We start from the raw sequence: 24,563 nt of genomic DNA on the forward strand, positions 1-24,563 counted from the left end.
GTCCCTCGCCCACGACCACCACCGCCGCCCCCGAATCGGCGAGCGTGAACTCGACCCGGGCCGTCGGCACCGCCGGATCGATCGGCACATACGCCGCCCCCGCCTTCAGCACCCCCAGGAGCGCAATCACCGCCTCCGCCGAGCGCTGCATCAGCAACGCCACGCAGTCCCCCGGACCCACACCACGCCCAACAAGCCAGCGCGCCAACCGGTTTGACGCCTCGTCCAACTCCCGGTACGACCACGAGCGGCCCGCGCAGGAGATCGCGAGCGCATCGGGAGCCCGTTGCGCCCACGACCCGAACAACTCCGGAATCGACCGGCCCGGCGCGGGCCCTTTTGCGGCCGCCCAGTTGCCCCACCCGGCCAGGCACGCGCGCTCCGGGTCTTCGAGCACATCGAGCGACAACAGCCGCCGCGTGGTGTCCGCGGTCAGCGCCACCAACATCCGCTCCAAGAGGCGCGCCAACTGCGCAGCCTCGAAGCTGGAAAAGGGCTCCAACGCCCCCGCCGTGCTGAGGAAAAACTGGTCCCCGTCACCGGAGAAGATCAGCCCGAAGCCACCCACCTGGCCGCTGTTGGTGTACGACGCCGAGGCCGTGACGCCGCCGAAGGGCAACGTGAAGGCGGACGGAATGAAATTGACGCTTACCCGCTCGGGCAGTCCGGCCGGCCCGCGCGCCTTGCGCTCCAACGCTTGCACGGGAAACCGTTGGTGCTCAATGGCTTCGCGAACCCGGGTGTCGACGTGCCGGCAGAAATCGGCGACCGTGAGTTCCGGCGCGACTCGCAACACCAGCGGCACCACCCCGGCGACCATGCCGGGGAGCGTTTTCGATTCCGGCCGCACCCGCCGGTTGACCGGGAAGTCGAGGACCACCTCCTGGCCACCGCCGGTCCACCCCCGCACTAACAGCGCGCACGCCGCGGTGATGACCGACGTCGGCGACACGCCCCACACCTGCGACAGCTTGTGGACTCGGCGGAGGACGCCGGAGTCCAAGGCGAGCGGCGGGGACGGCCAGGGATCGCGCTCACCCTTGGCGCGCGGAGCCCGGCGCGGGCCCGCGTCGATCGCCGGAAGGTTCTGGACCCAATACGCCTCGTCCCTCCGGTAATCGCCGGACGTTTCGTACTGTGACTCGCAGTCGAGAAGATCCTGCAGGGAACCGAACACGGCCGGCGGGACGGGAGCGGCGGACACGATGGCGGAGTAGATGGCGGCGATGCGGTGGCCGACGAGCGCGACGCCGGTTCCGTCGACAATGATGTGGTGGCAGCACGCGAACAGGTGATACTGGTCCGCACGGGTTTGGAACAGGGCGAACCTGAACAACGGGCCGGTCAAGGGCATGGGCGTTCGTTGGATCGACAACGCCATGCGCCGGGCCTCGTCGATGGCGTCGCTCGAACCGCTCAGGTCGTGAAACGCCAGATCGATGTCGGGGTAGGCCGCCGGCCGCTGGAACACCTGACCGTCAGCCTCGGCGAAACAGACCCTGGTCGGTTCGGCTTCTTCCACCGCTTGGCGGATCGCCCACTTCAGGGCCTCGCGTTGGACCCTGCCGTCGATCCTGACGAAGAGACCGATCTGCCACTCCGTGCCGGAGTGGCCCGTCTCCTGCGCGAGCCAGATGTCTAGTTGGCCGCGCGTGAGCGGAAGGGCTTGCTCACCAAGCTGCATCCAACTTCCCAACCATGAGGTTCACTGTTCAAACCCCCGGTTGACTGCAGCCGCTCGACCGAACCCTCCGCAATGCCCGTTCGGTTCCGCGGGATAGCGCGCACGCACGCGGCACGGTCCGCGTGCGAATGCTCGTTGCCGACCGTCGCCGACTAAGACGGAGCCGCGGATGTCCTCATCGAACGGTCCGACGCACACAGTTTCTCCACCAACTTAGTCAACATAAGTGCAACAGTCCGAAAGATTAATCGAGGGCGCGAATGTGCGCTAGAGGTTTCGAAAAAGTCTCAGCCGCCTTACAGCACTCCTCTAACCGCACACAAAAGATACGCAAAGGATGTTTTCGACCGCAAAAACGGATACCCGGTTCGGGACGGCCCGCGTGGGACCGTCCCGAACCGAGTATCGAGCTAGAGCAGTCCGAGCAACTGCAGGTCGGTGACGTACTTGACGATCACCGCCGGCGAGATGTGCGGGATGTCGTTGTCCGCACCGATCTTGGCTTCCTGCACCGCGGCGCGGAAGCGGTCGGTCGGGGCGAACGACCCGCTGGCCGGTTCGGGCGCCTGCAACTGGTTGTAGCCCGGGACTTGCAGCATCTGCAGGACCGAGTGCTTGCGCTGCCGCTCGGGCAACTCGCGCAGCGCGGCCTCGAACCGCTGCAGCCACTCGCCGAAGTCGTCGATGCGCTCGATCGGGTAGCCGGCCTCGATCAGCCAGTCGACGTACTCGTCGATCCCGATCCCGTCGTCGTGGGGGTTCATCACGTGATACGTCTCGAACCCTTCGACCACCTGCGTGCCGAGGGTGGTGACCGCCTCGGCGACGAACTCGACGGGCAGCGCATCGAAGTGCGACCGCTGCCGGTTGCCCTCGGCGTCCAGCTGGTAGAACGACCGCGGAGCGATGCCGGTCGCCACCAGGCTCAGGACCATCCGGGTGAACATGTCCGACAGGTTGAACTGCCCGGCGTAGCTGGTGTCGGACAGGATCATGTCGGAACGGAACACCGAAACGGGCAGCCCGCACAGGTCGTTGGCCTCACGCAGCAGCACCTCGCCGGCCCACTTGCTGTTTCCGTAGCCGTTGGCGTAGCTGCCGTCGATCTTGCGGATCGGGCTGATGACCCGGATGTCGGCGTCTTCGGTGAACGCCGCCGGATCGATCTGGCGGCCCACATCCGAGGTCGACACGTAGGCGTACGGCTTCAGCCTGCTGGTCAGCGCCACCCGGATCAGCTCGGCGGTGCCCGCGACGTTCGGGCCGAACAGTTCGCTGTAAGGCAGGACGCCGTTGACCAGCGCGGCCGAGTCAACGATCAGGTCGACGCTGTCGGCCAGCCGCTGCCACGTCTGCTCATCGAGCCCAAGGTTCGCGGCGCCCTTGTCACCGGCGATCACCTCGAGGTGGTCGGCCGCGAGCTCCTGGAAGTACCGCAGCAGCTTCGGGTCACCGCTGTCGAACGTCTTCTCCAGCCGCTGGCGCGCCTCCTCGTCGGAGCCGGCACGGACCAAGCAGATCAGCTTGCCGTCCACCAGCTCGAGCTGCTCGAGCCACTGCAGCGCCAGGTAGCGGCCCAGGAAGCCGGTCGCCCCGGTGAGCAGGACCGTCCGCACCTCCGAGCTCGGGCCCGGCAGCGCGGGCGCGGCGCTCAGCGTCGCGGCGTCGATGAACTTGTCCAGGGTGAGATCGCTGGCGTAGACCTGGGTGGCGTCGCGACCGTGGACGGACGCAAAGCTGGGGCCGCCGGCCTCGGCGTGGCCCGCATCGCCGGCATCGTGTTCGGCCCGGTGGGCGAGGCCTCGCACCGACGGTGCCTCGAACAAGGTGCGCACCGAGAGGCTGGCGTCGAGCGCGGTGTTGATCTCGGCGATCACCCGCATCGCGGAAAGCGAGTCGCCGCCGAGGTCGAAGAACGAGTCTTCGACCGACACCCGCTCCAACCCGAGCACCCGGCCGTAGATGTCGGCCAGGGTCTCCTCCACCGGCGTGGCCGGAGCCCGGTACTCCCCGCCGGTCTTCTGGTACTCGGGGGCGGGCAGGGCGCGCTTGTCGAGCTTGCCGTTGACGGTCAGCGGCAGCGCGTCCAGCACCACCACCGCGACCGGCACCATGTAGGCGGGCAGCCGCTCGCCCAGCTGCGCCCGCACCTGGGCGGGGTCGGCAGTGCCGGTGATGTAACCGACCAGCCGCTTGTCGCCGGGGCGGTCCTCGCGGGCGATCACCGCGGCCTGCTCAACCCCGTCGAGACCGGCCAGGGCGGCCTGGATTTCGCCGAGCTCGATGCGGTAGCCGCGAACCTTGACCTGCTCGTCGACCCGGCCCAGGTACTGCAGCTGCCCGTCGGCGCCCCACCGCACCAGGTCACCGGTGCGATACATCCGGGCGCCGGGCGCCCCGAACGGGCAGGCCACGAAGCGCGAGGCCGTCAGGCCCGAGCGCCGCGCATAGCCCGACGCCACGCCGCGACCGGCGATGTAGAGCTCACCGACGACGCCTTGCGGCGCCGGCCGCAGCCATTTGTCGAGGACGAACAGCGCGGCCCCGGGAACCGGCGCGCCGATCGGCGCTCCCCCGTCCGCGCTCAGCGGCGCGCTCATCGCCGCGTACACCGTGCCCTCGGTCGGGCCGTAGGCGTTGATCATCACCCGCCCGGTGGCCCACCGCTCGACCACCTCGGGCGGGCATGCCTCGCCGGCGACCACCAGGGCCATCGAGTCCAGCCCCTCCGGCGAGAGCATTCCCACCGCCGACGGGGTCTGGCTGAGCACGGTCACCTGCTCCGCGACCAGCAGCGAGTGCAGGTCCTTCGGAGAACCGGCCACCGCCTCGGGCACCACTACCAGCCGGCCGCCGTGCAACAGGGCACCGAAGATCTCGTGGACCGAGACGTCGAACACCAGCGAATGCCACTGCGCCCAGACTCCCGGGTCCGGCAGATCGGCGTGCAGCCTCTCGAGCAACTGGGTGGCGTTGTGGTGCGTGACCGCGACGCCCTTCGGCACGCCCGTGGTGCCGGACGTGTAGATCAGGTACGCGATGTCCTCGGGCGCCGGCCCCGGCAACGCCGTGGCGGGCTGGTCGTCCACCGACGGGTCGTCGACATCGATCACCAGCAGGTCGGAGCCCTCCAGTCGCGACCGCAACTCGGCGGTCGTGACGACGGCGACCGGCGTGGCGTCGTCGAGGACGAACTCGATCCGCGCCGCCGGGACCGCCGGGTCGATCGGCAGATACGCCGCGCCGGTCTTGAGTACCGCCATGATCGACACGATCGCCTGGGCCGACCGCGGAAGCAGCAGAGCCACGCTTTCGCCCGGCCGCGCGCCGTGCTCCTCCAGCAGGCGGGCCATCCGGTTCGTGGCCTCGTCGAGCTCGCGATAGGTCATCGAGTGGCCGTCGAACGTCAGCGCCACCGCGTCCGGCGTCCGGGCCACCTGCTTGGCGAACAGCGACGGAATCGACGCCTTCAACCCGACTGGCGCGGTCAGCACCGCACGGTTGCCCCACTCGTCGAGGCGCGCGCGCTCGCCGCCGTCCAGGACGTCCATCGAGGACAGCCGCTGGCTGGAGTCGGCGGTCATGCCCGCCAGCACCCGCTGGAACCGCTCGATCAGCGACTCGATCCCGGCGGTGTCGAAGACGCTGGTGTCGAACTCGACGCGCAGGCCCAGTTCGCGGCCCGGGAGCGCCATGACCGACAGCGGGTAGTGGTTGTACTCGCGGTTGGTGACGTCGGTGATCGCCAGCTCGTGGAAGCCCAACGGCACGCTGGTGTCGATCGGGTAGTTCTCGTACAGGAACAGCGTGTCGAAGAGCTGGTCGTGACCGGTGACGCGGTGGATCTCGTTCAGCGCCAGGTGCTCGTGCTCGATCGTGTTGTTGTGGGCGGTCTGCAGTTGCTGCAGCAGCTCGACCACGGTGGTCGCCGCGGTGATGTTGGCGCGCACCGGCACGGTGTTGATCAACAAGCCCACCATCGACTCGGCGCCGGGCAAGTCGGCCGGGCGGCCGGACACCGCGGTGCCGAAGGCGACGTCGTGCTGACCGGTCAGCCACATCAGCAGCTGCGCCCAGGCACCCTGCAGCACGGTGTTGATCGTGGTGTGGCAGGACCGGGCAAGCTCGCCCAGCGCCCGCGTGGTCTCGGCGGGCAGCCGGTAGGACTCGACGCCCCGCCGGCCGAGGCCGAGCCGGGCCGGCGGGCCGACCAGGGTGGGGGCGTCGAATCCGGCCATCACCTCGGCCCAGGCCGCGCGGGCGGCCGTGCGGTCCTGGGCCGCGAGCCACGTCAGGTAGCTGCGGTAGGACGCGGGCGCGGGCAACCGCTCGCCGTAGTAGCTGGTCAGGATCTCCCGCAGCATGATCGGCAGCGACCAGCCATCCATCACGATGTGGTGGTTGGTCAGCACGAACCGGTGCCGGTTGTCGGCGGTGCGGATCAGCGCGGCGCGGAAGGCCGGCCGGTTGGCGAGGTCGCTGACCGCCGCACGCTCGGCGGCGCAGAGCTGTTCGATCTTCTCGTCGGGATCCAGGTCGTCCGCGCCGAGCTGAATGTAGCGCCACGCCATCACCGGGTCGGCCGGGAGGACCTGCACCGGCTCACCGAACTGCGGGCAGAACCGCGCCGCCAGGTTGGGGTGCCGGTCGACGACGGCGTGCACGGCCTCGCGCAGCCGGTGCGCGTCGAGGGCGCCGGTGACGGTGATACCGAGCTGCACGGCGTATACGTCGTCGCCGATGTCGTTCGCGAAGCTGGCGTGGAAGAGCAGCCCCTGCTGCAACGGGGTCAACGGCAACACGTCGGCGACCGCGTGCTGCTGGCACAGGTCGTCGAGTTGCTGCTGGGTCAACCGAGCGGGCGCGATGTCCGACGGGGTGAGCCCGCCCCCGCCGCTGCGCACGTGCGCGCAGATGCCGGCCAGCGCCTCGAACCACAACTGGCTCAACCGGCTGACCTGCTCGTGGTCCAGCGCCGAGGGCGCCCACGTCCAGTTCGCCTGCAGGTGCGGGCCGGCCTCGGTGTCCATGGTCCCGGCGTTGAGGTCGACGGTGTGCATCAACGGCATGGGCAGCGCCGCGCTGGCGGCGCCGGTGAACGACAGGCTGTCCTGGCTGATCCGCCACATCTCGCCGGGAAGGTCGGCCGCCGCGCCGAGTCGGCCCAGGTAGTTGAACCCGATGACCGGGTCCGACCCGTCCAGGTCGACGTCGGTGTTCACGTAGCGCAGCAGCCCGTAGGTCAGCGGGTCGGGCAGGGCGCGCAGTTGTTCCTTGGCCTTCTTGACCAGCGCCCCCAGGGCCCGGTCGCCGGCCATCACCTGCTGCCAGTCCAGTTCGCCGACGGTCAGCGCGACGGGGTACTTGGTGGTGAACCATCCGACGGTGCGGGACAGGTCGACGTGCGGGCCGAGCTCCTCGTGGCGGCCGTGGCCCTCGACGTCGATGCCGATCGGGGCGCCAGTGCCGACGAACCGCGCCCACGCCAGCCCGAACGCGATCAGCAGGATGTCCTGCACCCCGGCGTGGAACGCCGCGGGCACCTCGCCGAGCAGCGACCGGGTGGTCTCGACGTCCAGCGACACCGAGAGCTGCTTGGCGGTCTCGTAGGTGTCGACGTCGGGGCGCACCGCCGGCAGCAAGGCCGGGGTCGCCGCGACCTGTCGCCACGCCTCGGCCGTCTCGACGACCTCGGGCCGCTGGGCGTGCTCCTCGAGCATTGCCGACCAGCGGGCGAATGAGGTTCCGCCCGTCGGCAACGCCACGGGCTGCCCGCTGTGGTGCTGAGCCCAGGCAATGTTCAAGTCTTCCAACAGGATTCGCCACGACACGCCATCGACGGCCAGGTGGTGAATCATCAACGCCAACTGGGCCGTGGATTCCGCCCACACGGCGCGGAACATGATGCCCGCGGCCGGGTTCAGCTGCGAGCGCGCCGCCACCAGCGCCGCGTCGGACAGCGCGTCGACGGTGTGCAGGCAGGTGCCGGCCTCGACGGAGCCGACCTCGGGCACGTGCATCGACCAGCCGCCGGCGCCGTCGTCGTCGACCCGCAGCCGCAGCGTGGCGTGCCGGTCCAGCAGCGACTGCAGCACCACCTGCACGTCGTCGCGGGTGACACCCGCGGGGGCCTGCACCACCATGGTCTGGTTGAACTGGTCGGTCGGACCCTCGACCTGCTGCAGCCAGCGCATGATCGGGGTGGCGGCCACCGGGCCGATGCCTTCGTCGACTTCCTCGTCGCCGGAGGCCACGCGGGCCACGCGGGCCAGCTTGGCCACCGTCTGCTCGACGAAGACGTCGCGCGGCCGGCACACCACACCGGCGGCCCGGGCGCGGGCCACCACCTGCATGGACAGGATGCTGTCGCCGCCGAGGTCGAAGAACGAGTCGTCCACGCCCACCCGCTCGAGCCCAAGCACCTGGGCGTAGATGGCGGTCAGCGTCTCTTCGACGGCCGTGGTCGGCGCGCGGTATTCGCCGCTGGTCTTCTGGTACTCGGGGGCGGGCAGGGCGCGCTTGTCGAGCTTGCCGTTGACGGTCAAGGGCAACGCGTCCAGCACCACGACGGCCGCGGGCACCATGTAGCTGGGCAGCCGCTCGCCGAGCTGGGTCCGGATCACGGCCGGGTCGGCCGTCCCCGTCACGTAGCCCACCAGCCGCTTGTCGCCGGGCCGGTCCTCGCGGGCGATCACCGCCGCCTGCTCCACACCTTCCAGCGCGGCCAGGGCCGACTGGATTTCGCCGAGCTCGATGCGGTAACCGCGGATCTTGACCTGTTCGTCGGCGCGGCCCAGGTACTGCAGCTGGCCGTCGACGCCCCAGCGCACCAGGTCGCCGGTGCGGTACATGCGCGTCCCCGGCGCCCCGAACGGGCAGGCGATAAATCGCGAGGCCGTCAGGCCCGGCCGGCGCACATATCCCGAAGCCACGCCGCGACCGGCGATGTACAGCTCGCCGACGACGCCTTCCGGCGCGGGGCGCAACCACTTGTCGAGCACGAACAGGGCCGCCCCGGGCACGGGCGAGCCGATCGGCGGCGCCCCGGACTCCGCCTTCAGCGGGGCGCTCATCGACGCGTACACCGTGCCTTCGGTCGGGCCGTAGGCGTTGATCATCACCCGGCGCGGCGCCCAGCGATCCACCACCTCGGACGGGCAGGCCTCGCCGGCGACGATCAGCGCGGTCGAATCCAGCCCGTCGGGCGAGAGCATGCCCACCGCCGACGGGGTCTGGCACAACACGGTGACCTTCTCCGCCACCAGCAGCGCGTGCAGGTCGTCCGGCGATCCGGCCACCGACTCGGGCACCACGACCAGCCGGCCGCCGTGCAGCAGCGGGCCCCAGATCTCCCACACCGAGACGTCGAAGACCAGCGAATGCCACTGCGACCACACACCGGCCTTGGGCAGGTCGGCGGGCAGCTTGTTGAGCAACTGGGTCACGTTCTGGTGCGTGACCGCCACACCCTTCGGGGTGCCGGTCGTGCCCGACGTGTAGATCATGTACGCGATGTCCTCGGGAGCCGGCCCGGGCAACCCGGAGCTCGGCTGGTCTTCCACCGCCGGGTCCGCGACGTCGACCACCAGCAGGTCGAATCCGTCCAGCCGTGCGCGCAGTTCGCTCGTCGTGACCGCGGCGACCGGTGCAGCGTCGCCGAGCATGAACTCCATCCGGGCCGCGGGGACCGCCGGGTCGATCGGCAGGTACGCCGCCCCGGTCTTGAGGACCGCCAGGATGGACACGATCGCCTCGGCCGATCGCGACAGCAGCAGCGCCACGCACGCGCCCGGGCGGGCGCCGTGGTCGGCCAGCAGATGCGCGAGCCGGTTCGCGGCCTCGTCGAGTTCCTGGTACGTCAGTGTGCGGCCGTCGAACGTCAGCGCCGGAGCCTCGGGCACACGCGCGACCTGCTTGGCGAACAACGCCGGAATCGACACCGCCCCCGTGACCGGCGCGGTCAAGACCTCCCGGTTGCCCCACTCGTCGAGGCGGTCGTGCTCGCCGCCATCAAGCAAGTCGATCGACAACAATCGCCGCCCCGCACCGACGGTCATGACTGCTCCTCCACATCTGCGGTCATGGCTTCCAGCACGCGCCTGAACCGCTCAACCAACCTCTCGATTCTGCCCGTGTCGAAGACTTCTGTATCGAATTCGACGCGAAGACCCAATTCGTGACCTGGCACGGCCTGCACCGACAACGGGTAGTGGTTGTATTCCCGATTTGTGAAACCGCTAATAGCCAGCTCATCGACGGCAGATAACGCTGCGGTGTCGATTGGATAGTTCTCGTACACGAACATGGTGTCGAACAATTGGTCGTGTCCCGTTACACGGTGGATCTCATTGAGCGCCAGATGCTGGTGCTCGAGCGTGTCGTTGTAGGCGCCTTGTAGCTGGTTGAGCAGGTCGGCGATGGTGGTTTCGGCGCCGATGGTCGCCCGCACCGGAACCGTGTTGATCAGCAGCCCGACCATCTGGTCGGCGCCGGCCAGATCGGTCGGCCGGCCCGACACCGCTGTGCCAAATGTCACATCGTGCTGCCCGGTCAGCCACATCAGCAGCTGCGCCCACGCGGCCTGCAGCACGGTGCTCACGGTGGTGTGGCACGAACGGGCCAGTTCGCCCAGCGCCCGCGTGGTCTCCGCCGACACCTGGAAGGAGGACACGCCCCGCGGCCCGAGGCTGACCCGGCCGGGTGGACCCACCAAGGTCGGGGTGTCGAACCCGGACAGCACCCGCCGCCACGCCGCCTGGGCCGCCTCGCGGTCCTGCGCGGCCAGCCAGGCGACGAACTTGCGGTACGGCACCGGGGCGGGCAGCTGCACGCCGTAGTAGGCGGCGAAGATCTCCTGCAGCAGGATCGGCTTCGACCAGCCATCGAGCACGATGTGGTGGTTGGTCAGCACGAACCGGTGCCGGTTGTCGGCGGTGCGAATCAGCGCGGCCCGGAACGGCGGGCGCTCCGCCAGGTCGCAGACCGCGGCGCGTTCGGCGGCGCAGAGCTGCTGGATCTGCTCTTCCGGTTCGACGTCCTCGGCGTCGAGTTCGACGTAATGCCACGACAACGCGGGCTCGGCCGAGAGGACCTGCACGGGCTCACCGAAGTCCTCGATGAAGTGGGCCACCACGTTGGGATGCCGCTTGATCATCGTCTGCACGGCGTCGCGCAACCGGTGCGGGTCGAGGGCGCCGCTCACGCTGATGTCGAGCTGCACCGCGTACAGGTCGTCGCTGCCGTGCTCGCTGCCGGTGTGGAACAGCAGGCCCTGCTGCAGCGGGGTCAACGGGAGCACGTCGGCGATCGGGTAGCGCTGGCACAGTTCGTCGATGTCCCGCTGGGTCAACCGCGCGGGCGCCAGGTCCGACGGCGTCAGGCCGCCGCCACCGTTACGGACGTGGCTGCAGATGCCGCTCAGGGCGTCGAACCACAATTCGCTGAGCCGGGCCACCTGGCCCTCGTCGAGCGCCGAGCGCGCCCAGGTCCAGTTGGCCTGCAGGAGCGGACCGCCGGCGGTGTCCAGGGTGCCGGCGTTGAGCTCGACGGTGTGCGGCAACGGCATCGGCACCGCGGTCGCCGCGCCGGCCGACGCCAGGCTGTCCTGGTCGAGCCGCCACAGTTCGCTGGACAGGTCGCCGGCACCGCCGAGGCGCCCGAGGTAGTTGAACCCGATCACCGGGTCAGACACGTCTAGGTCGACATCGGGGTTCAGGTAGCGCAGCAAGCCGTAGGTCAGGCCGTCGGGCAGGGCGCGCAACTGTTCCTTGGCATCCTTGACCAGCGCCCCCAGCTCCGCCTCGCCGGCGACGACCTGTCCCCAGGACAGCCCGCCGACCTGCAACGCGACCGGGTACTTGGTGGTGAACCAGCCCACCGTGCGGGACAGGTCCACCTGCGGGCCCAGCTCCTCTTGCCGCCCGTGGCCCTCGACGTCGATCTCGATCGGGGCGCCGGTGCCCACGAATTGCGCCCACGCCAACCCGTACGCGATCAACAGGATGTCCTGCACGCCGGCGTGGAACGCCGCGGGCACCTCCCCCAGCAACAACCGAGTGGTGTCGGCGTCCAGCGAAACCGACAGCTGTCCCGCACTGACATAGGTGTCGATGTCGGGCCGCACCGACGGCAACGGGGCCGGGGTCGACGAGATCTGCCGCCACGCCTCGGCGGTGTCGGCGACCTCCGGTCGGCGCGCGTGCTCCGCCAGCAGCGAGGACCACCGCGCGAACGACATGCCGCCCACCGGCAGCGCGACCGACTGCCCGCTGTGGTGCTGGGCCCAGGCAATGTTCAAGTCTTCCAACAGGATTCGCCACGACACGCCATCGACGGCCAGGTGGTGAATGATCAGCGCCAGCTGGCCCGTGCCGGGCACCCACACCGCACGCAGCATCGCGCCGCTGGCCGGGTTCAGCTGCGAGACGGCCGTCGACAGTGCCGCGTCGGACAACGTCTCCACGGTGTGCACGCACCCGGCGGCATCCACCTCGCCAACCTCGGGGACCCGCAGCGACCACCCGCCCGCACCGTCGTCGTCGACGCGCAGCCGCAGCATCGCGTGCCGATCCAGCAAAGCCTGCAGGACCAGCACGACGTCGGCTTCGGTCACCCCCGCGGGGGCCTGCACCACCATGGTCTGGTTGAACTGCTCGACGGGGCCGTCGACGCTGTGCAGCCAGCGCATGATCGGCGTCGCGACCACCGGCCCGACGCCCTCGTCGACCACGTCGTCGTCGGTGGCCAGCGTGGCCACCCGGGCCAGCCGGGCCACCGTCTGCTCGACGAAGATGTCGCGCGGGCGGCAGACGACGCCGGCCGCCCGGGCCCGGGCGACGACCTGCATCGACAGGATGCTGTCACCGCCAAGGTCGAAGAACGAGTCGTCGACGCCGACGCGTTCCACGCCCAAAACCTGGGCGTAGATGCCGGCCAGGATCTCCTCGATGGCCGTGCCGGGGGCGCGGTAGTGATCTGCGTCGGAGTATTCCGGCGCCGGCAGCGCGCGGGTGTCGAGCTTGCCGTTGACGGTCAGCGGCAGCGCATCGAGCACCACCACCGCGGTGGGCACCATATAGGTCGGCAGCCGCTCACCCAGCTGGTTGCGGATCTCGGCCGGGTCTGCGGTTCCGGTCACGTACCCGACCAGCCGCTTGTCGCCGGGGCGGTCCTCGCGGGCGATCACCGCCGCTTCGTTGACACCGTCCAGCGCGGCCAGGGCGGCGTGCACCTCGCCGAGCTCGATGCGGTAGCCGCGGATCTTGACCTGCTCGTCGGCGCGGCCCATGTACTGCAGCTGACCGTCGGCGCCCCAGCGCACCAGGTCGCCGGTGCGGTACATGCGCGCACCGGACCCGCCGAACGGGCACGCCACGAATCGCGTGGCGGACAGCCCCGACCGGCCCACATACCCGTACGCCAGGCCCCGGCCGGCGACATACAACTCGCCGACGACGCCTTCGGGCACCGGCCGCAGCCAGCCGTCCAGCACGACGAAGGCCAGGTGCGCCAGCGGCACGCCGATCGGGCTGGCGTTGCTGTCGCCGTCCCCGTCGACGATCTCCCGGAACGAGGCGTGCACCGTGGTCTCGGTGATGCCATACATATTGATCAGGCGTGGCAACCCGGGGTGGTTGTGCAGCCACTTGCCCAACCGCTGTGGTTCGAGCGCCTCGCCCCCGAACACCACGGTCTGCAACTTCAGTTGCTGCCCCAGCTCGGGCGCCAGCGAATCCGCGGTCTGCAGTGCGTAGAACGCCGACGGCGTCTGGCTCAGCACGCTGACCTGTTCCCGAACCAGCATGGCGTGCAGCTCTTCGGGCGAGCGGACCACCGCGTCCGGCACGATCACCAGGCGGCCGCCGTACAGCAGCGACCCGTAGATCTCCCACACCGAGAAGTCGAAGGCCAGCGAGTGGGCCTGCGTCCACACCTGCCCCAGCGCCAGTTGCGCGTCCAGGGACTCGAGCAGCTGGGTGACGTTGCGGTGCGGCACGGCCACGCCCTTGGGCGTACCGGTGGTTCCGGACGTGTAGATAATGTAGGCGACGTTGTCCGGCGACGGCGGGGGCAGCCCGTCGCTGGATTGTTCGGCGACGGCGGGGTCGTCGAAGTCGATGATGTCCAGGCTCGAGCCGTCGAGCCGCGAGCGCACCTCCGCGGTGGTGACCGCGGCGATGGGCGCGGAGTCGCCGAGCACGAACTGCATGCGCGTGTCCGGCACCGTCGGGTCGACCGGCACGTAGGCCGCGCCGGTCTTGAGCACCGCCAGAATCGCGACGACGGCCTCGGCCGTGCGCGGGAACAGGACCGCGACGCGCTCCCCCGGGCCGGCGCCCCGGCTCACCAGCAGGTGGGCCAAGCGGTTCGCGGACTCCTCGACCTCGCCGTACGTCCAGGACCGGTCGCCGTCGGTGATGGCCATCGCCTCGGGCGCGCGGGCCGCCTGCGCGGCGAACAGCTCCGGGATCGACGCCAGCTCGGGCGCCGGCTCGGCCAGCACCGGCCGGTTGCCCCAGTCGTCGAGCCGGCTGTGCTCGGCGGCGTCGAGCAGGTCGATCGAGGACAGCCGCCGGGTGGGATCGGCCGTCATGGCGACCATCACCTGCTGCAGCCGATCGATGAGCGTGGCGATGGCCGCGGCGGTGAACACCTCGGTGTCGAACTCGACGCGCAGGCTCAGCTCGTGACCCGGCGAGGCCACCACGGACAGCGGGTAGTGGTTGTATTCGCGGCTGCTGAAGTCGGTGATGGCCAGCTCGTGGACGCCCAACAGGGCACCCGCGTCGATCGGGTAGTTCTCGTAGAGGAACAAGGTGTCGAACAGCTGATCGTGACCGGTGACGCGATGGATCTCGGGCAGCGCCAGGTGCTCGTAGTCGACGGTGTCGTTGTGGAGACGCTGCAGCTGGTCGAGCAGGTCGGCGACGGTGGTGGTCGCGGTGATGGTCGCCCGCACGGGCACCGTGTTGATCAGCAGGCCGACCATCGCGTCCGCGCCGGGCAGTTCGGTGGGCCGTCCCGAGACGGCGGTGCCGAACGCGATGTCGTGCTGGCCGGTCAGCCAGGTGAGCAGCTGCGTCCACGCGCCCTGCAGCACGGTGCTGATCGTGGTGCGGCAGGTGCGCGCCAGCTCGCCCAGCGCGTGCGTGGTTTCGGCGGGCACATGGAAGGCGGCGACGCCGCGCTTCCCGATCTGCCCGAGCGGGCCGACCAGGGTCGGGGTCTCGAACCCGGCCAGCGCCTGCGCCCACGCCGCCTGCGCGGCGGCGCGGTCCTGGTTGGTCAGCCAGGTGACGAAGCTGCGGTACGACGGCGGGGCGGGCAACCGCTCCCCGTAGTAGCTGGCGAACACTTCCTGCAGCAGGACGGGTAGCGACCAGCCGTCGACGACGATGTGGTGGATGGTCAGCACGAATCGATGCCGGTCGGCCGCCGTGCGGATCAACGCGGCCCGGAACGACGGCTTGTCGGCGAGGTCGCACACCGCGGCGCGCTCGTCGGCGGCCAGCTGCTCGACCTGCTCGTCGATGTTGTCGCCGTCCAGCTCGAGATACCGCCACGCCATCTGCGGGTCGGCCGGGATGACCTGGACGGGCTCGCCGAAGTCTTCGGAGAACCGGGCGACCAGGTTGGGGTGTCGCTTGACGGCGGTGTGGACCGCCTCGCGCAGGCGCGCCGCGTCGAGCGCACCGCTGACGGTAATTCCGAGCTGCACCGCGTACAGGTCGTCCATGTCCTGCGCGAAGGCGGTGTGGAACAGCAGTCCCTGCTGCACCGGGGTCAGCGGGAGCACGTCGGCGACGCCGCCCTGCCGGCACAGCGCGTCGATTTGCTGCTGGCTGAGCTGAGCGGGGGCGATGTCCGAGGGGGTCAGCCCGCCACCGCCGGCCTGAACGTGCGCGCAGATCCCGGCCAGAGCCTCAAACCACAACTGGCTCAACCGGTTTACCCGCTCCTCGTCCAGCGCCGACGGGGCCCACGTCCAGTTGGCCTGCAGGTGCGGGCCCGCCTCGGTATCCATGGTGCCGGCGTTGAGCTCGACCGTGTGCGCCAGCGGCATGGGCACCGCCGTGGCCACCGCCGCCACCGCCAGGCTGTCGTGGCTGACCCGCCACAACTCATCGGAGAGATCGGCACCCGCGCCGAGCCGTCCCAGATAGTTGAACCCGATCACCGGGTCCGCCCCGTCGAGGTCCACGTCGTCGTTCAGGTAGCGCAGCAGGCCGTAGGTCAGGCCGTCGGGCAGCGCGCGCAGCTGTTCCTTTGCGGCCTTGATCACCGGGCCCAGCGCGGAATCGCCGCCGGCCACCTGCGACCAGTTGAGTCGGCCGCCCTTCAACGCCACCGGGTATTTGGTGGTGAACCAGCCGACGGTGCGGGACAAGTCCACCCGGGGGAACAGTTCTTCCTGGCGCCCGTGGCCCTCCACGTCGATGCCGATGGGCGCCGCGCCGGTGCCAAGGAACTCCGCGAAGGCCAGCCCGAAGGCGATCAGCAAGATGTCACCCACGCCGGCGTGGAAGGCCGCCGGCACCTCACCGAGCAGGAGCCGCGTCGTGTCGACGTCCAGCGAGACCGACAGCTGACCGGCGTTCACGTAGGTGTCTGCGTCGGGTTGCACCGCCGGCAACGCGGCCGGGGTGGCGGCGACCTGCCGCCACTCGTCGGCGCGGGCCACCACGTCGGGCCGGTGCGCGTACTCCTGAAGCAGCGACGACCACCGGGCGAATGACGTCCCGGGCGCCATCAGGGCGATGGGCTGCCCGTTGTGATGTTGCGCCCACGCGATGTTGAAGTCTTCCAACAGGATTCGCCATGACACGCCGTCGACGGCCAGGTGGTGGATGATCAGCGCCAGCTGACCCGTGGACTGCGCCCACGCCGCACTGACCATGACCCCGGCGGCCGGGTTCAGCCGCGACCGGGCCTCCGCCAACGCCTCTTCGGACAGCGACTCGACGGCGTGCACGCAGCCGCGCGCGTCAACGGCGCCGACCTCGGGCACCTGCAGCGACCAGCCGCCCGCGCCGTCGTCGTCGGCGCGCAGCCGCAGCGCGGCATGGCGGTCAAGCAGCGCCTGCAGCACTGCCACCACGTCGTCCTCGTCGGCCCCGGCCGGGGCCTGCACCACCACGGTCTGGTTGAACTGCTCGATCGGCCCGTCGATGCTTTGCAGCCACCGCATGATCGGGGTGGCCACCACGGGCCCGACACCGTCGTCGCCCGCCCCGGCCGCACCGTCGGCCGCGACCTCGGCCACCCGCGCGAGCCGGGACACCGACTGCTCGACGAACACGTCCCGCGGCCGGAACAGGATGCCGGCCGCCCGGGCGCGCGCGACGACCTGCATCGACAGAATGCTGTCGCCGCCCAGGTCGAAGAACGAGGCGTCGACGCCGACGCGTTCCAGACCCAAGACCTGGGCGTAGATGTCGGCCAGGATCTCCTCGACCGGATCGCCCGGGGCGCGGTATTCGGCGGTGGCGTATTCGGGTGCGGGCAGCGCTCGCTTGTCGAGCTTGCCGTTGCCGGTCAGCGGCAGCGCCTCGAGCACCACCACCGCGGCCGGGACCATGTACGGCGGGAGGCGATCGGCCAGCGCCGCGCGGATCGCGGCCGGATCGGCGGTCCCGGTGATGTAACCCACCAGGCGCTTGTCTCCCGGGCGGTCCTCGCGGGCGATCACCGCCGCCTGGTCGACCCCGTCGAGGCCCTTGAGCACCGACTGGATCTCGCCGAGCTCGATGCGGTAGCCGCGGATCTTGACCTGCTCGTCGGAGCGGCCGAAGTACTGCAGCTGCCCGTCCGCGCCCCAGCAGACCAGGTCGCCGGTGCGGTACATCCGTGCTCCGGGACCGCCGAAGGGATTGGCCACGAACCGGGAAGCCGTCAGACCCGAGCGCCGCACGTATCCGATTCCGACGCCGCGGCCCGCCAGGTACAGCTCACCGACCACACCGGCCGGCACCGGCTGCAACCACTTGTCGAGGACGAACATCGCCGCGCCGGAAATCGGCGAACCGATCGGCACCACACCGGTTCCGGCGGTCAGCGGCTTGCTGATCGAGGCGCACACCGTGGTTTCGGTGGGCCCGTAGGCGTCGAGCATCACCCGTCCGGGCGCCGCCCAGCGATCCACCACGTCGGCCGGGCAGGCTTCGCCGGCCACCACCAATGCGGTGGACTCGAGACCCGCCTCCGGCAGCATCGCCACCGAGGACGGGGTCTGGGTGAGCACGCTGACCTTCTCCGCGACCAGCAGGTCGTGAAGCTCGTCCGGGGAGCTCGCGACGGACTCGGGCACCACCAGCAGCCGGCGGCCGCGCAGCAGCGCACCAAAGATCTCCCACACGGAGAAGTCGAAGGCCGCGGAATGGCTTTGGGTCCACACCTGCCCCTTGGGCAATCCCTCGTCGAGCGACTCGATCAGCCACGTGACGTTGAGATGAGGAATGGCAACGCCTTTGGGGGTTCCGGTGGTCCCGGAGGTGTAGATGATGTAGGCGACGTTCTCCGCGGCCGGGGCGGGCAGCGCCGTGCTGGGCTGGGTCTCGACGGCCGGGTCGTGGACGTCCACGACCAACAGGTCGTGCCCGTCCAGCCGCGAACGCAGGTCCGCCGTGGTGATCACCGCGCTCGGCGCGGCGTCGGAGAGCACGAACTCCATGCGGGCCGCGGAGTGCGCCGGGTCGATCGGCACGTACGCCGCGCCCGTCTTGAGGACGGCGAGCATCGCCACGATCGCGTCGGCGCAGCGCGGGAACATCACCGCCACGCAGTCGCCCGGGCCCACCCCGCGGTCGGCCAGCAGGTGCGCCAGCCGGTTGGAGGCCTCGTCGAGCTCGGCGTACGTCAACGACTTGGCGGCGCAGGTCACCGCCAGGGCCTCCGGCGTGCGCTGCACGTGTTCGGCAAACGCCACCGGGATCGACACGGGCTCGGGCGCCGGTTGGGTCAGGGCCGCCCGATTGCTCCACTCGTCGAGCTGGGCCGGCTCGTCGGCGGCCAGCAGGTCGATCGAGGACAGCCACCGCTCCGGGTCAGCGGTCATCTCCTCCAGCACCTGCTGCATCCGCGCCGCCAGGTCGGCCACGCCGAAGTCCGCGAACGGTTGGCCCGGCCCCGCGGTGCTGAGGAAGAGCTGGTCACCGGCGCCGAGGAAGAACAGGCTGAAGTGCCCGACGGGCCCGTGGTTGGTGTAACTCGCCGTCGCCGGCGAACCGGCGAGGTCCAGCGTCAGCCTCATCGGGAGGAAGTTGATGCCGACGCGGTTCGCCGCCTGCCGCAGGCCGTCGGTTTCCAGGGTGTGCACCGGGAATCGCTGATGGTGCAACAGTTCCCGGATGCGCGTGTCAACGTGCTTGCAGAAGTCGGCGACGGTGGCGGTGGGCGACGTGTCCAACACCAGCGGCACCACCCCGGCGAACATGCCGGGAAGCGTCTTCGACTGCTGGCTCACCCGCCGGCTCACCGGGAAGTCGAGCGCCACCTGCGAACCACTGCCCGACCACGCCCGGACCAGAAGCGCGCAGGCCGCGGTGGTGACGGAAAATCGGCGGATGCCCAGCTTCTTGGACAGCTCCTTGATCCGGGTGGTGACGGAGGGGTCCAACTGGACGGACGCGGACGGCGAGTAGTGGTCGCGACCATTTGAGTTGTTGGACGGGCGGTCCACCCATCCGCTCTCGGGCGGAAGGTTGTTGCTCCAATACGCCTGGTCTTCCAAATAGTCGGCAGACGCTTCATATTCGGATTCGATGTCCACCAAATCCTGCGCCGAACCGAAATACGCGTCAGGAATGGGCTTTCCGGCCACCATCGCCGAATAAATCGTCGAAACTCGGCGGCATACCAGCGCCATACCCAATCCGTCAATCGCGATGTGGTGGCAGCAACCGAACAAATAAAACTCGTCAGCCGCCGTTTGGAATAACACGAATTTGAACAGCTGACCGTTCAACGCCATCGGGGTGCGCTGGATCGACGACGCCATCGCCCGGGCTTCTCCGACGGGGTCGGGCAACGAAGTCAGGTCATGGAAGGCGAGCTCGACGTTGGGGTAGTCGATCGGCTTCTGGACAACCTGACCGTCGACCTCGAAGAACGACACCCGGCCGGCCTCGGCCTCCGCGACGGCCTGGCTGATCGCGCGTTCGAAGACATCACGGTCTACTTGACCCTCAATCTTCACCAAGAGGCCAAGCTGCCACTCTGTGCCGACGTAGCCCGTTTCCTGCGAAAGCCAGATGTCAAGCTGTCCGCGCGTCAGCGGAAGTGTGCGATCACCAGCTCCCATCGACTCCCCCAAAACTCCATCCGCCCCATACCCCGACTCGTTACTGGTCAAAACCCCGGCCCGTTGCGAGCTTGTCGCGCAGACTCTTTGGCCGGATGTCGGGCCAGTTCTGCTCGATGTACTCCAAACACGCAGCGCGGTCGCTCTCGCCGTACACCACTCGCCAGCCGGCTGGAACGTCGGCGAACGCCGGCCACAAGCTGTGTTGCTCCTCGTCGTTCACCAAGACGAAAAAGCTGCCGTTGTCGTCGTCGAACGGATTGATGCTCACAATTCTCCAGGACGTCTAGTTGACATGAGTGGAACGGTCCAAACCATACGTGAGCCACTAGCGTGCGTCCGAGGTTTGGACAAAGTTCCCGGGGTGACCCGTCAGGCTCTTAACGCGCCCTAAAGATTGGGCTGGTACAGGGCTGCGCAGCGGCCGCCGTTGGCTGCTGTGACCTGCAACAATGGCTCACCAATGCGGCTCGCGATTGGGCGAGGTCGGCCTTCAAGGACGATGGAATTTTGGGTGCTTGTCGTCGCCCACGATACCGGCCCTGGAGCCCCCGGGAAAATCACCACGCGGCGGCCGCGCGGCGGCCGTTGACGGAGCCCCGGACCCGCGTGTGACGACCGCCACTCCAACGCCATGACGGGTCGACCAGCCCCGCCGGAACTGCCGCTTGCGAACCCATTGACTCCGGGCGGTGTTCGTCGTTAGCTGGCTAGGGCTGCTGACCAGCAGGCCTCGGCCGCCGGACGGACGCGGGTGGGCGTACGCCGTTCGGAACCGAGTGGGCGACCCGGCGCCGGCCGGGTGACCATCCGGGGCGGGCGATCTAAAAAATGCCGTTACGCATGCGGTATGCATTACGATCCCGTATCTCAATGTCAAAGGACCGATACGGAGACCATTGGCGTGGTTTACTCATGAAGACCTGGTCGCGCTCCCCGGGGGCGGGGCTCGTATGAGGTGCCGAAGCACGACTAGTCTGCGACGTACACCGCATTCGGAGTGCCCTCACTGGCGTATCGCGACACCATGTAACAGCTTGTTCGGGCCGGCGGATAAACAAGATGACGTGAAAACGGGTAGAAGGGGGTGCGGTGACCGAACCCGATGTGCGGGCCCGTCCCGATATCGCTACGGAAGGCCGCGACATTAACCAGCCGCCTGGTCGGCGACGTGGCCTGTTGGGCTTTGGTCGCCGGTCCTCGACCGAACCGCCGACGCGACGCAATACTCGGGAAAATCGGCGCAGCCAACGGCCCGGACTTACCAGGTTTTTGCGGCACGCCTGGATCCCGCTGGTGATCATTGCGGTCGTCGCCGCCGGCGGGTTGACCGTCTCGCGCTTGCACGGGATATTCGGCTCAGAAAAGCGCCCCTCCTATGCCGACACCAGACAACAAGACACGAAGCCTTTCAACCCCAAGCACGTGAAATACGAGATATTCGGACCACCGGGGTCGATGGCCGACATCAGCTATTTCGACGTCAACGGGGAGCCGCAACACATCAACGGCATCCCTCTCCCGTGGTCATTCGACATCGCGACGACGTTGCCGTCGATCGTGGCAAACGTTGTGGCACAGGGAAATAGCGACAGCCTTGGCTGTCGTATCCTGGTCGACGGCGTGGTCAAAGCCGAGAGGATCTCACACGAGTTGAACGCGTTCACCTACTGCGTCCTCACAGCCACATGAGCGTCGAACCCGCAGTTGAGGAGCGCGCGAGGCAGCCATTCTTCGCGCGGATGATCCATCGGCTTTCCGTGCCGATCATCCTGGGTTGGCTGGCGATCGCCGTGCTCATCAGCATTGGGGTCCCCTCCCTCGAGCAGGTCGAGGCCGAGCACGCGGTCCCGCTGAATCCCGTTGGCGCGCCGTCATTTAGGGCGATGGAGCGCCTGGGAACGGATTTCAAGGAAACCAACACCGGCGCTCTGGCAATGATTTTGCTGGAAAGCCAGCAGCCGCTGGGCGACGATGCGCACAAGTACTACGACCGTCTGGTCAGTGATCTGGAAAACGATCACAGACACGTGCAGCACGTCCAGAACTTCTGGGGCGATCCCCTTACTCGCGGCGCCGCGCAAAGCCAGGACGGTAAGGCCGCTTACGTCCAGATCAACCTGAACGGAAGCCCGGGCGGCGCCTCGGGTGACGAATCTGTGGCCGCGGTCCGAAAGATCGTGCAGGCCGCTAACCCCCCCGCCGGGTTGAAGGTCTACGTGACCGGGCCAGCGCCGATCGTCGCGGACATGAACACGGCTGGCCAGAAGACGGTGCTGTTGGTGACGGCGGTCAGCCTCGCCGTCATCTTCATCACCCTGCTGCTCGTGTACCGCTCCATCGTCACGGTCGTCCTCTTGCTTCTGATCGTGGGCTTGGAGTTGCAGATCGCGCGGGGAATGGTCGCGCTGCTCGGCCATCTCGGAGTAGTCGGCCTGACAACCTTCGCCGTCAACCTGCTGGTAGCCGCGGTCATTGCCACGGGGACCGACTACGGCATCTTCTTCGTCGGGCGATATCAGGAGGCACGCTATAACGGCGAATCGAAAGAGCAGGCTTTCTACACCACCTTCAACAGCGTCGCCAAGGTGGTGCTGGCGTCCGGTTTGACGATTGCAGGCGCGGTTCTCTGCCTCAGCTTCACCCGACTGCCGTACTTCCAGCCGCTCGGTATTCCCTGTGCCGTTGGCATTTCCATCGCGGTGCTGGTGGCGATCACGCTGGGTCCGGCGCTCCTGGCGGCTGGCGCGCGCTTCAGCCTGTTCGACCCGAAACGGGCGATCACGGTTCATCGGTGGCGCCGCATTGGCACGGCGATCGTTCGGTGGCCCGCCCCCATCCTCATCGCGACGCTGGCGGTCGCGCTGATCGGGCTCTTGACCCTGCCGAATTACCGGCCCAGCTACGACGACCAGAAGTTCATTCCACAAAGCATTCCCGCAAACGTGGGATACGCAGCGGCCGAGCGGCACTTCCCCGGCTCGCGGATGTTGATGCCCGAGATCCTGCTGGTGGAAAGCGACCACGATCTGCGCAATCCGGCGGACATGATCGTTTTGAACAGACTGGCCAAGGGCGTGCTCGCCGTTCCGGGTATCGCGACGGTGCAGACTGTCACGCGGCCCGAGGGAACTCCGTTGCAGCACACCACGATTCCGTGGATCGTCAGCATGAGCCAGGCAAGCCAGATGCAGAACATGGCGTTCCAAAAAGACCGCATGGACGACATGCTCAAGCAGGCCGAAGAGCTGCAGAAGACCATCAACATCATGCACCGTATGTATGACCTGATGTCGCAGCTGGTCGCCACTACCCACCACCTGACAGGTGAGACGCATCAGATGCAGGAGATCACCGCGGAGTTGCGTGATCACGTCTCGGATTTCGAAGACTTCTTCCGGCCGCTGCGCTCCTACTTCTACTGGGAACGGCACTGTTACGACATTCCGATCTGCTTTTCGTTGAGGTCCATCTTCGATGCGATCGACGGTGTCGACGAGATCAATGACAGGCTGGCCGACCTGGTCGCGGACCTCGACAAGATGGATGTGCTGCTGCCGCAGATGCTGATGCAGATCCCGCAAATGATCGAGACCATGACAAGCATGCGCACCATGATGCTGACCATGCACAGCACCATGTCCGGTGTTATGGGCCAGATGGATTCGAACAGCAAGGATCCGAGCGCGATGGGCCAGGCGTTCGACGCGTCTCGAAATGACGACTCGTTCTACCTGCCACCGGGGATCATCAACGGCTCGGAGTCCTTCAAGCGCGTTATGAAGGTGTTCATGTCGCCGGACGGCAAGGACGTTCGTCTGCTCATTTCGCAGCGCGGCGATCCGGCTACGCCCGAGGGCCTTTCGCGAGTCGAAGCGATCAAGACGGCGGCCGAAGAAGCGCTCAAGGGCACTCCGCTGGAGAACTCGAAGATCTACCTGACCGGCACCGCGGCGATCACCAAGGACTTGGTGGACGGATCGAAATTCGACCTGTTGATCGCGGGCGTGTCCGCCCTCTGCTTGATCTTCATCATCATGCTGGTCATGACGCGGAGCTTCATCGCGGCCATGGTGATCGTCGGTACGGTGTTGTTGTCCTTGGGTGCGTCATTCGGACTCTCGGTGCTCATCTGGCAATACCTGCTTGGGATGCAGCTGCACTGGACGGTGCTTTCGACGTCCGTGATCGTTCTGCTGGCGGTGGGATCCGACTACAACCTGCTGCTGGTATCCCGGATGAAAGAGGAATTGGCCGCGGGTATCAACACCGGCATCATCCGCGCGATGGCCGGTACCGGAAAGGTCGTGACCAACGCGGGCCTGGTGTTCGCATTCACGATGGCCTCCATGGTCGTCAGCGATCTGCGCAGCATCGGCCAGGTTGGTACCACGATCGGCATCGGCTTGCTGTTCGACACGTTGATCGTGCGCGCATTCATGACGCCATCGGTTGCCGCGCTCCTGGGACGCTGGTTCTGGTGGCCACAGGCGGTGCGCCCGCGCCCCGCCAGCACGATGCTGCGGCCGACAGGCCCTCGTCCGTTGGTGCGTTCCCTGATGCTGACCCCGCCAAAGTGAC

General features: G+C 68.3%; 6 protein-coding genes. 2 read left to right on the forward strand and 4 right to left on the reverse strand.

What is annotated here, in order from left to right:
* From A5681_RS18320 to A5681_RS18335, 4 genes are all read right to left on the reverse strand, one after another.
* Positions 1–1,684 (reverse strand): condensation domain-containing protein (locus tag A5681_RS18320; protein WP_156738046.1); only part of this gene is annotated, 1,684 nt, incomplete at its 3' end.
* Between the two features lie 410 nt (positions 1,685–2,094).
* The gene (locus tag A5681_RS18325) at positions 2,095–9,741 is read right to left on the reverse strand and encodes an amino acid adenylation domain-containing protein (RefSeq protein WP_067278040.1); all 7,647 of its coding nucleotides are present in this window, start codon (positions 9,739–9,741) and stop codon (positions 2,095–2,097) included.
* On the reverse strand, positions 9,738–19,982 hold the full coding sequence (locus A5681_RS18330) for a non-ribosomal peptide synthetase (protein WP_067278044.1): 10,245 nt from the start codon (positions 19,980–19,982) through the stop codon (positions 9,738–9,740). The genes A5681_RS18325 and A5681_RS18330 overlap by 4 nt, the downstream gene beginning before the upstream one ends.
* A gap of 40 nt (positions 19,983–20,022) precedes the next feature.
* The gene (locus A5681_RS18335; protein WP_067278047.1) at positions 20,023–20,253 is read right to left on the reverse strand and encodes an MbtH family protein; all 231 of its coding nucleotides are present in this window, start codon (positions 20,251–20,253) and stop codon (positions 20,023–20,025) included.
* A gap of 1,001 nt (positions 20,254–21,254) precedes the next feature.
* Between A5681_RS18335 and A5681_RS18340 the strand changes: the two genes are divergently transcribed.
* A complete protein-coding gene (locus A5681_RS18340; protein ID WP_067278050.1) occupies positions 21,255–21,674 on the forward strand; it encodes an MmpS family protein in 420 nt (139 codons plus the stop codon).
* Positions 21,671–24,562: an RND family transporter gene (locus tag A5681_RS18345; RefSeq protein ID WP_067278053.1), complete on the forward strand. Its 2,892-nt coding sequence runs from the start codon at positions 21,671–21,673 to the stop codon at positions 24,560–24,562. The genes A5681_RS18340 and A5681_RS18345 overlap by 4 nt, the downstream gene beginning before the upstream one ends.
* Position 24,563 lies beyond the last annotated feature (1 nt).

The organism is Mycobacterium scrofulaceum, assembly GCF_001667885.1.
GTDB lineage: Bacteria > Actinomycetota > Actinomycetes > Mycobacteriales > Mycobacteriaceae > Mycobacterium > Mycobacterium scrofulaceum_C.

What these genes read in the sequence shown, in the direction of transcription:
- A5681_RS18325 (WP_067278040.1), bottom strand. Translation starts at nt 9,741, where the DNA reads ATGACCGTCGGTGCGGGGCGGCGATTGTTGTCGATCGACTTGCTTGAT.
- A5681_RS18330 (WP_067278044.1), bottom strand. Translation starts at nt 19,982, where the DNA reads ATGGGAGCTGGTGATCGCACACTTCCGCTGACGCGCGGACAGCTTGAC.
- A5681_RS18345 (WP_067278053.1), top strand. Translation starts at nt 21,671, where the DNA reads ATGAGCGTCGAACCCGCAGTTGAGGAGCGCGCGAGGCAGCCATTCTTC.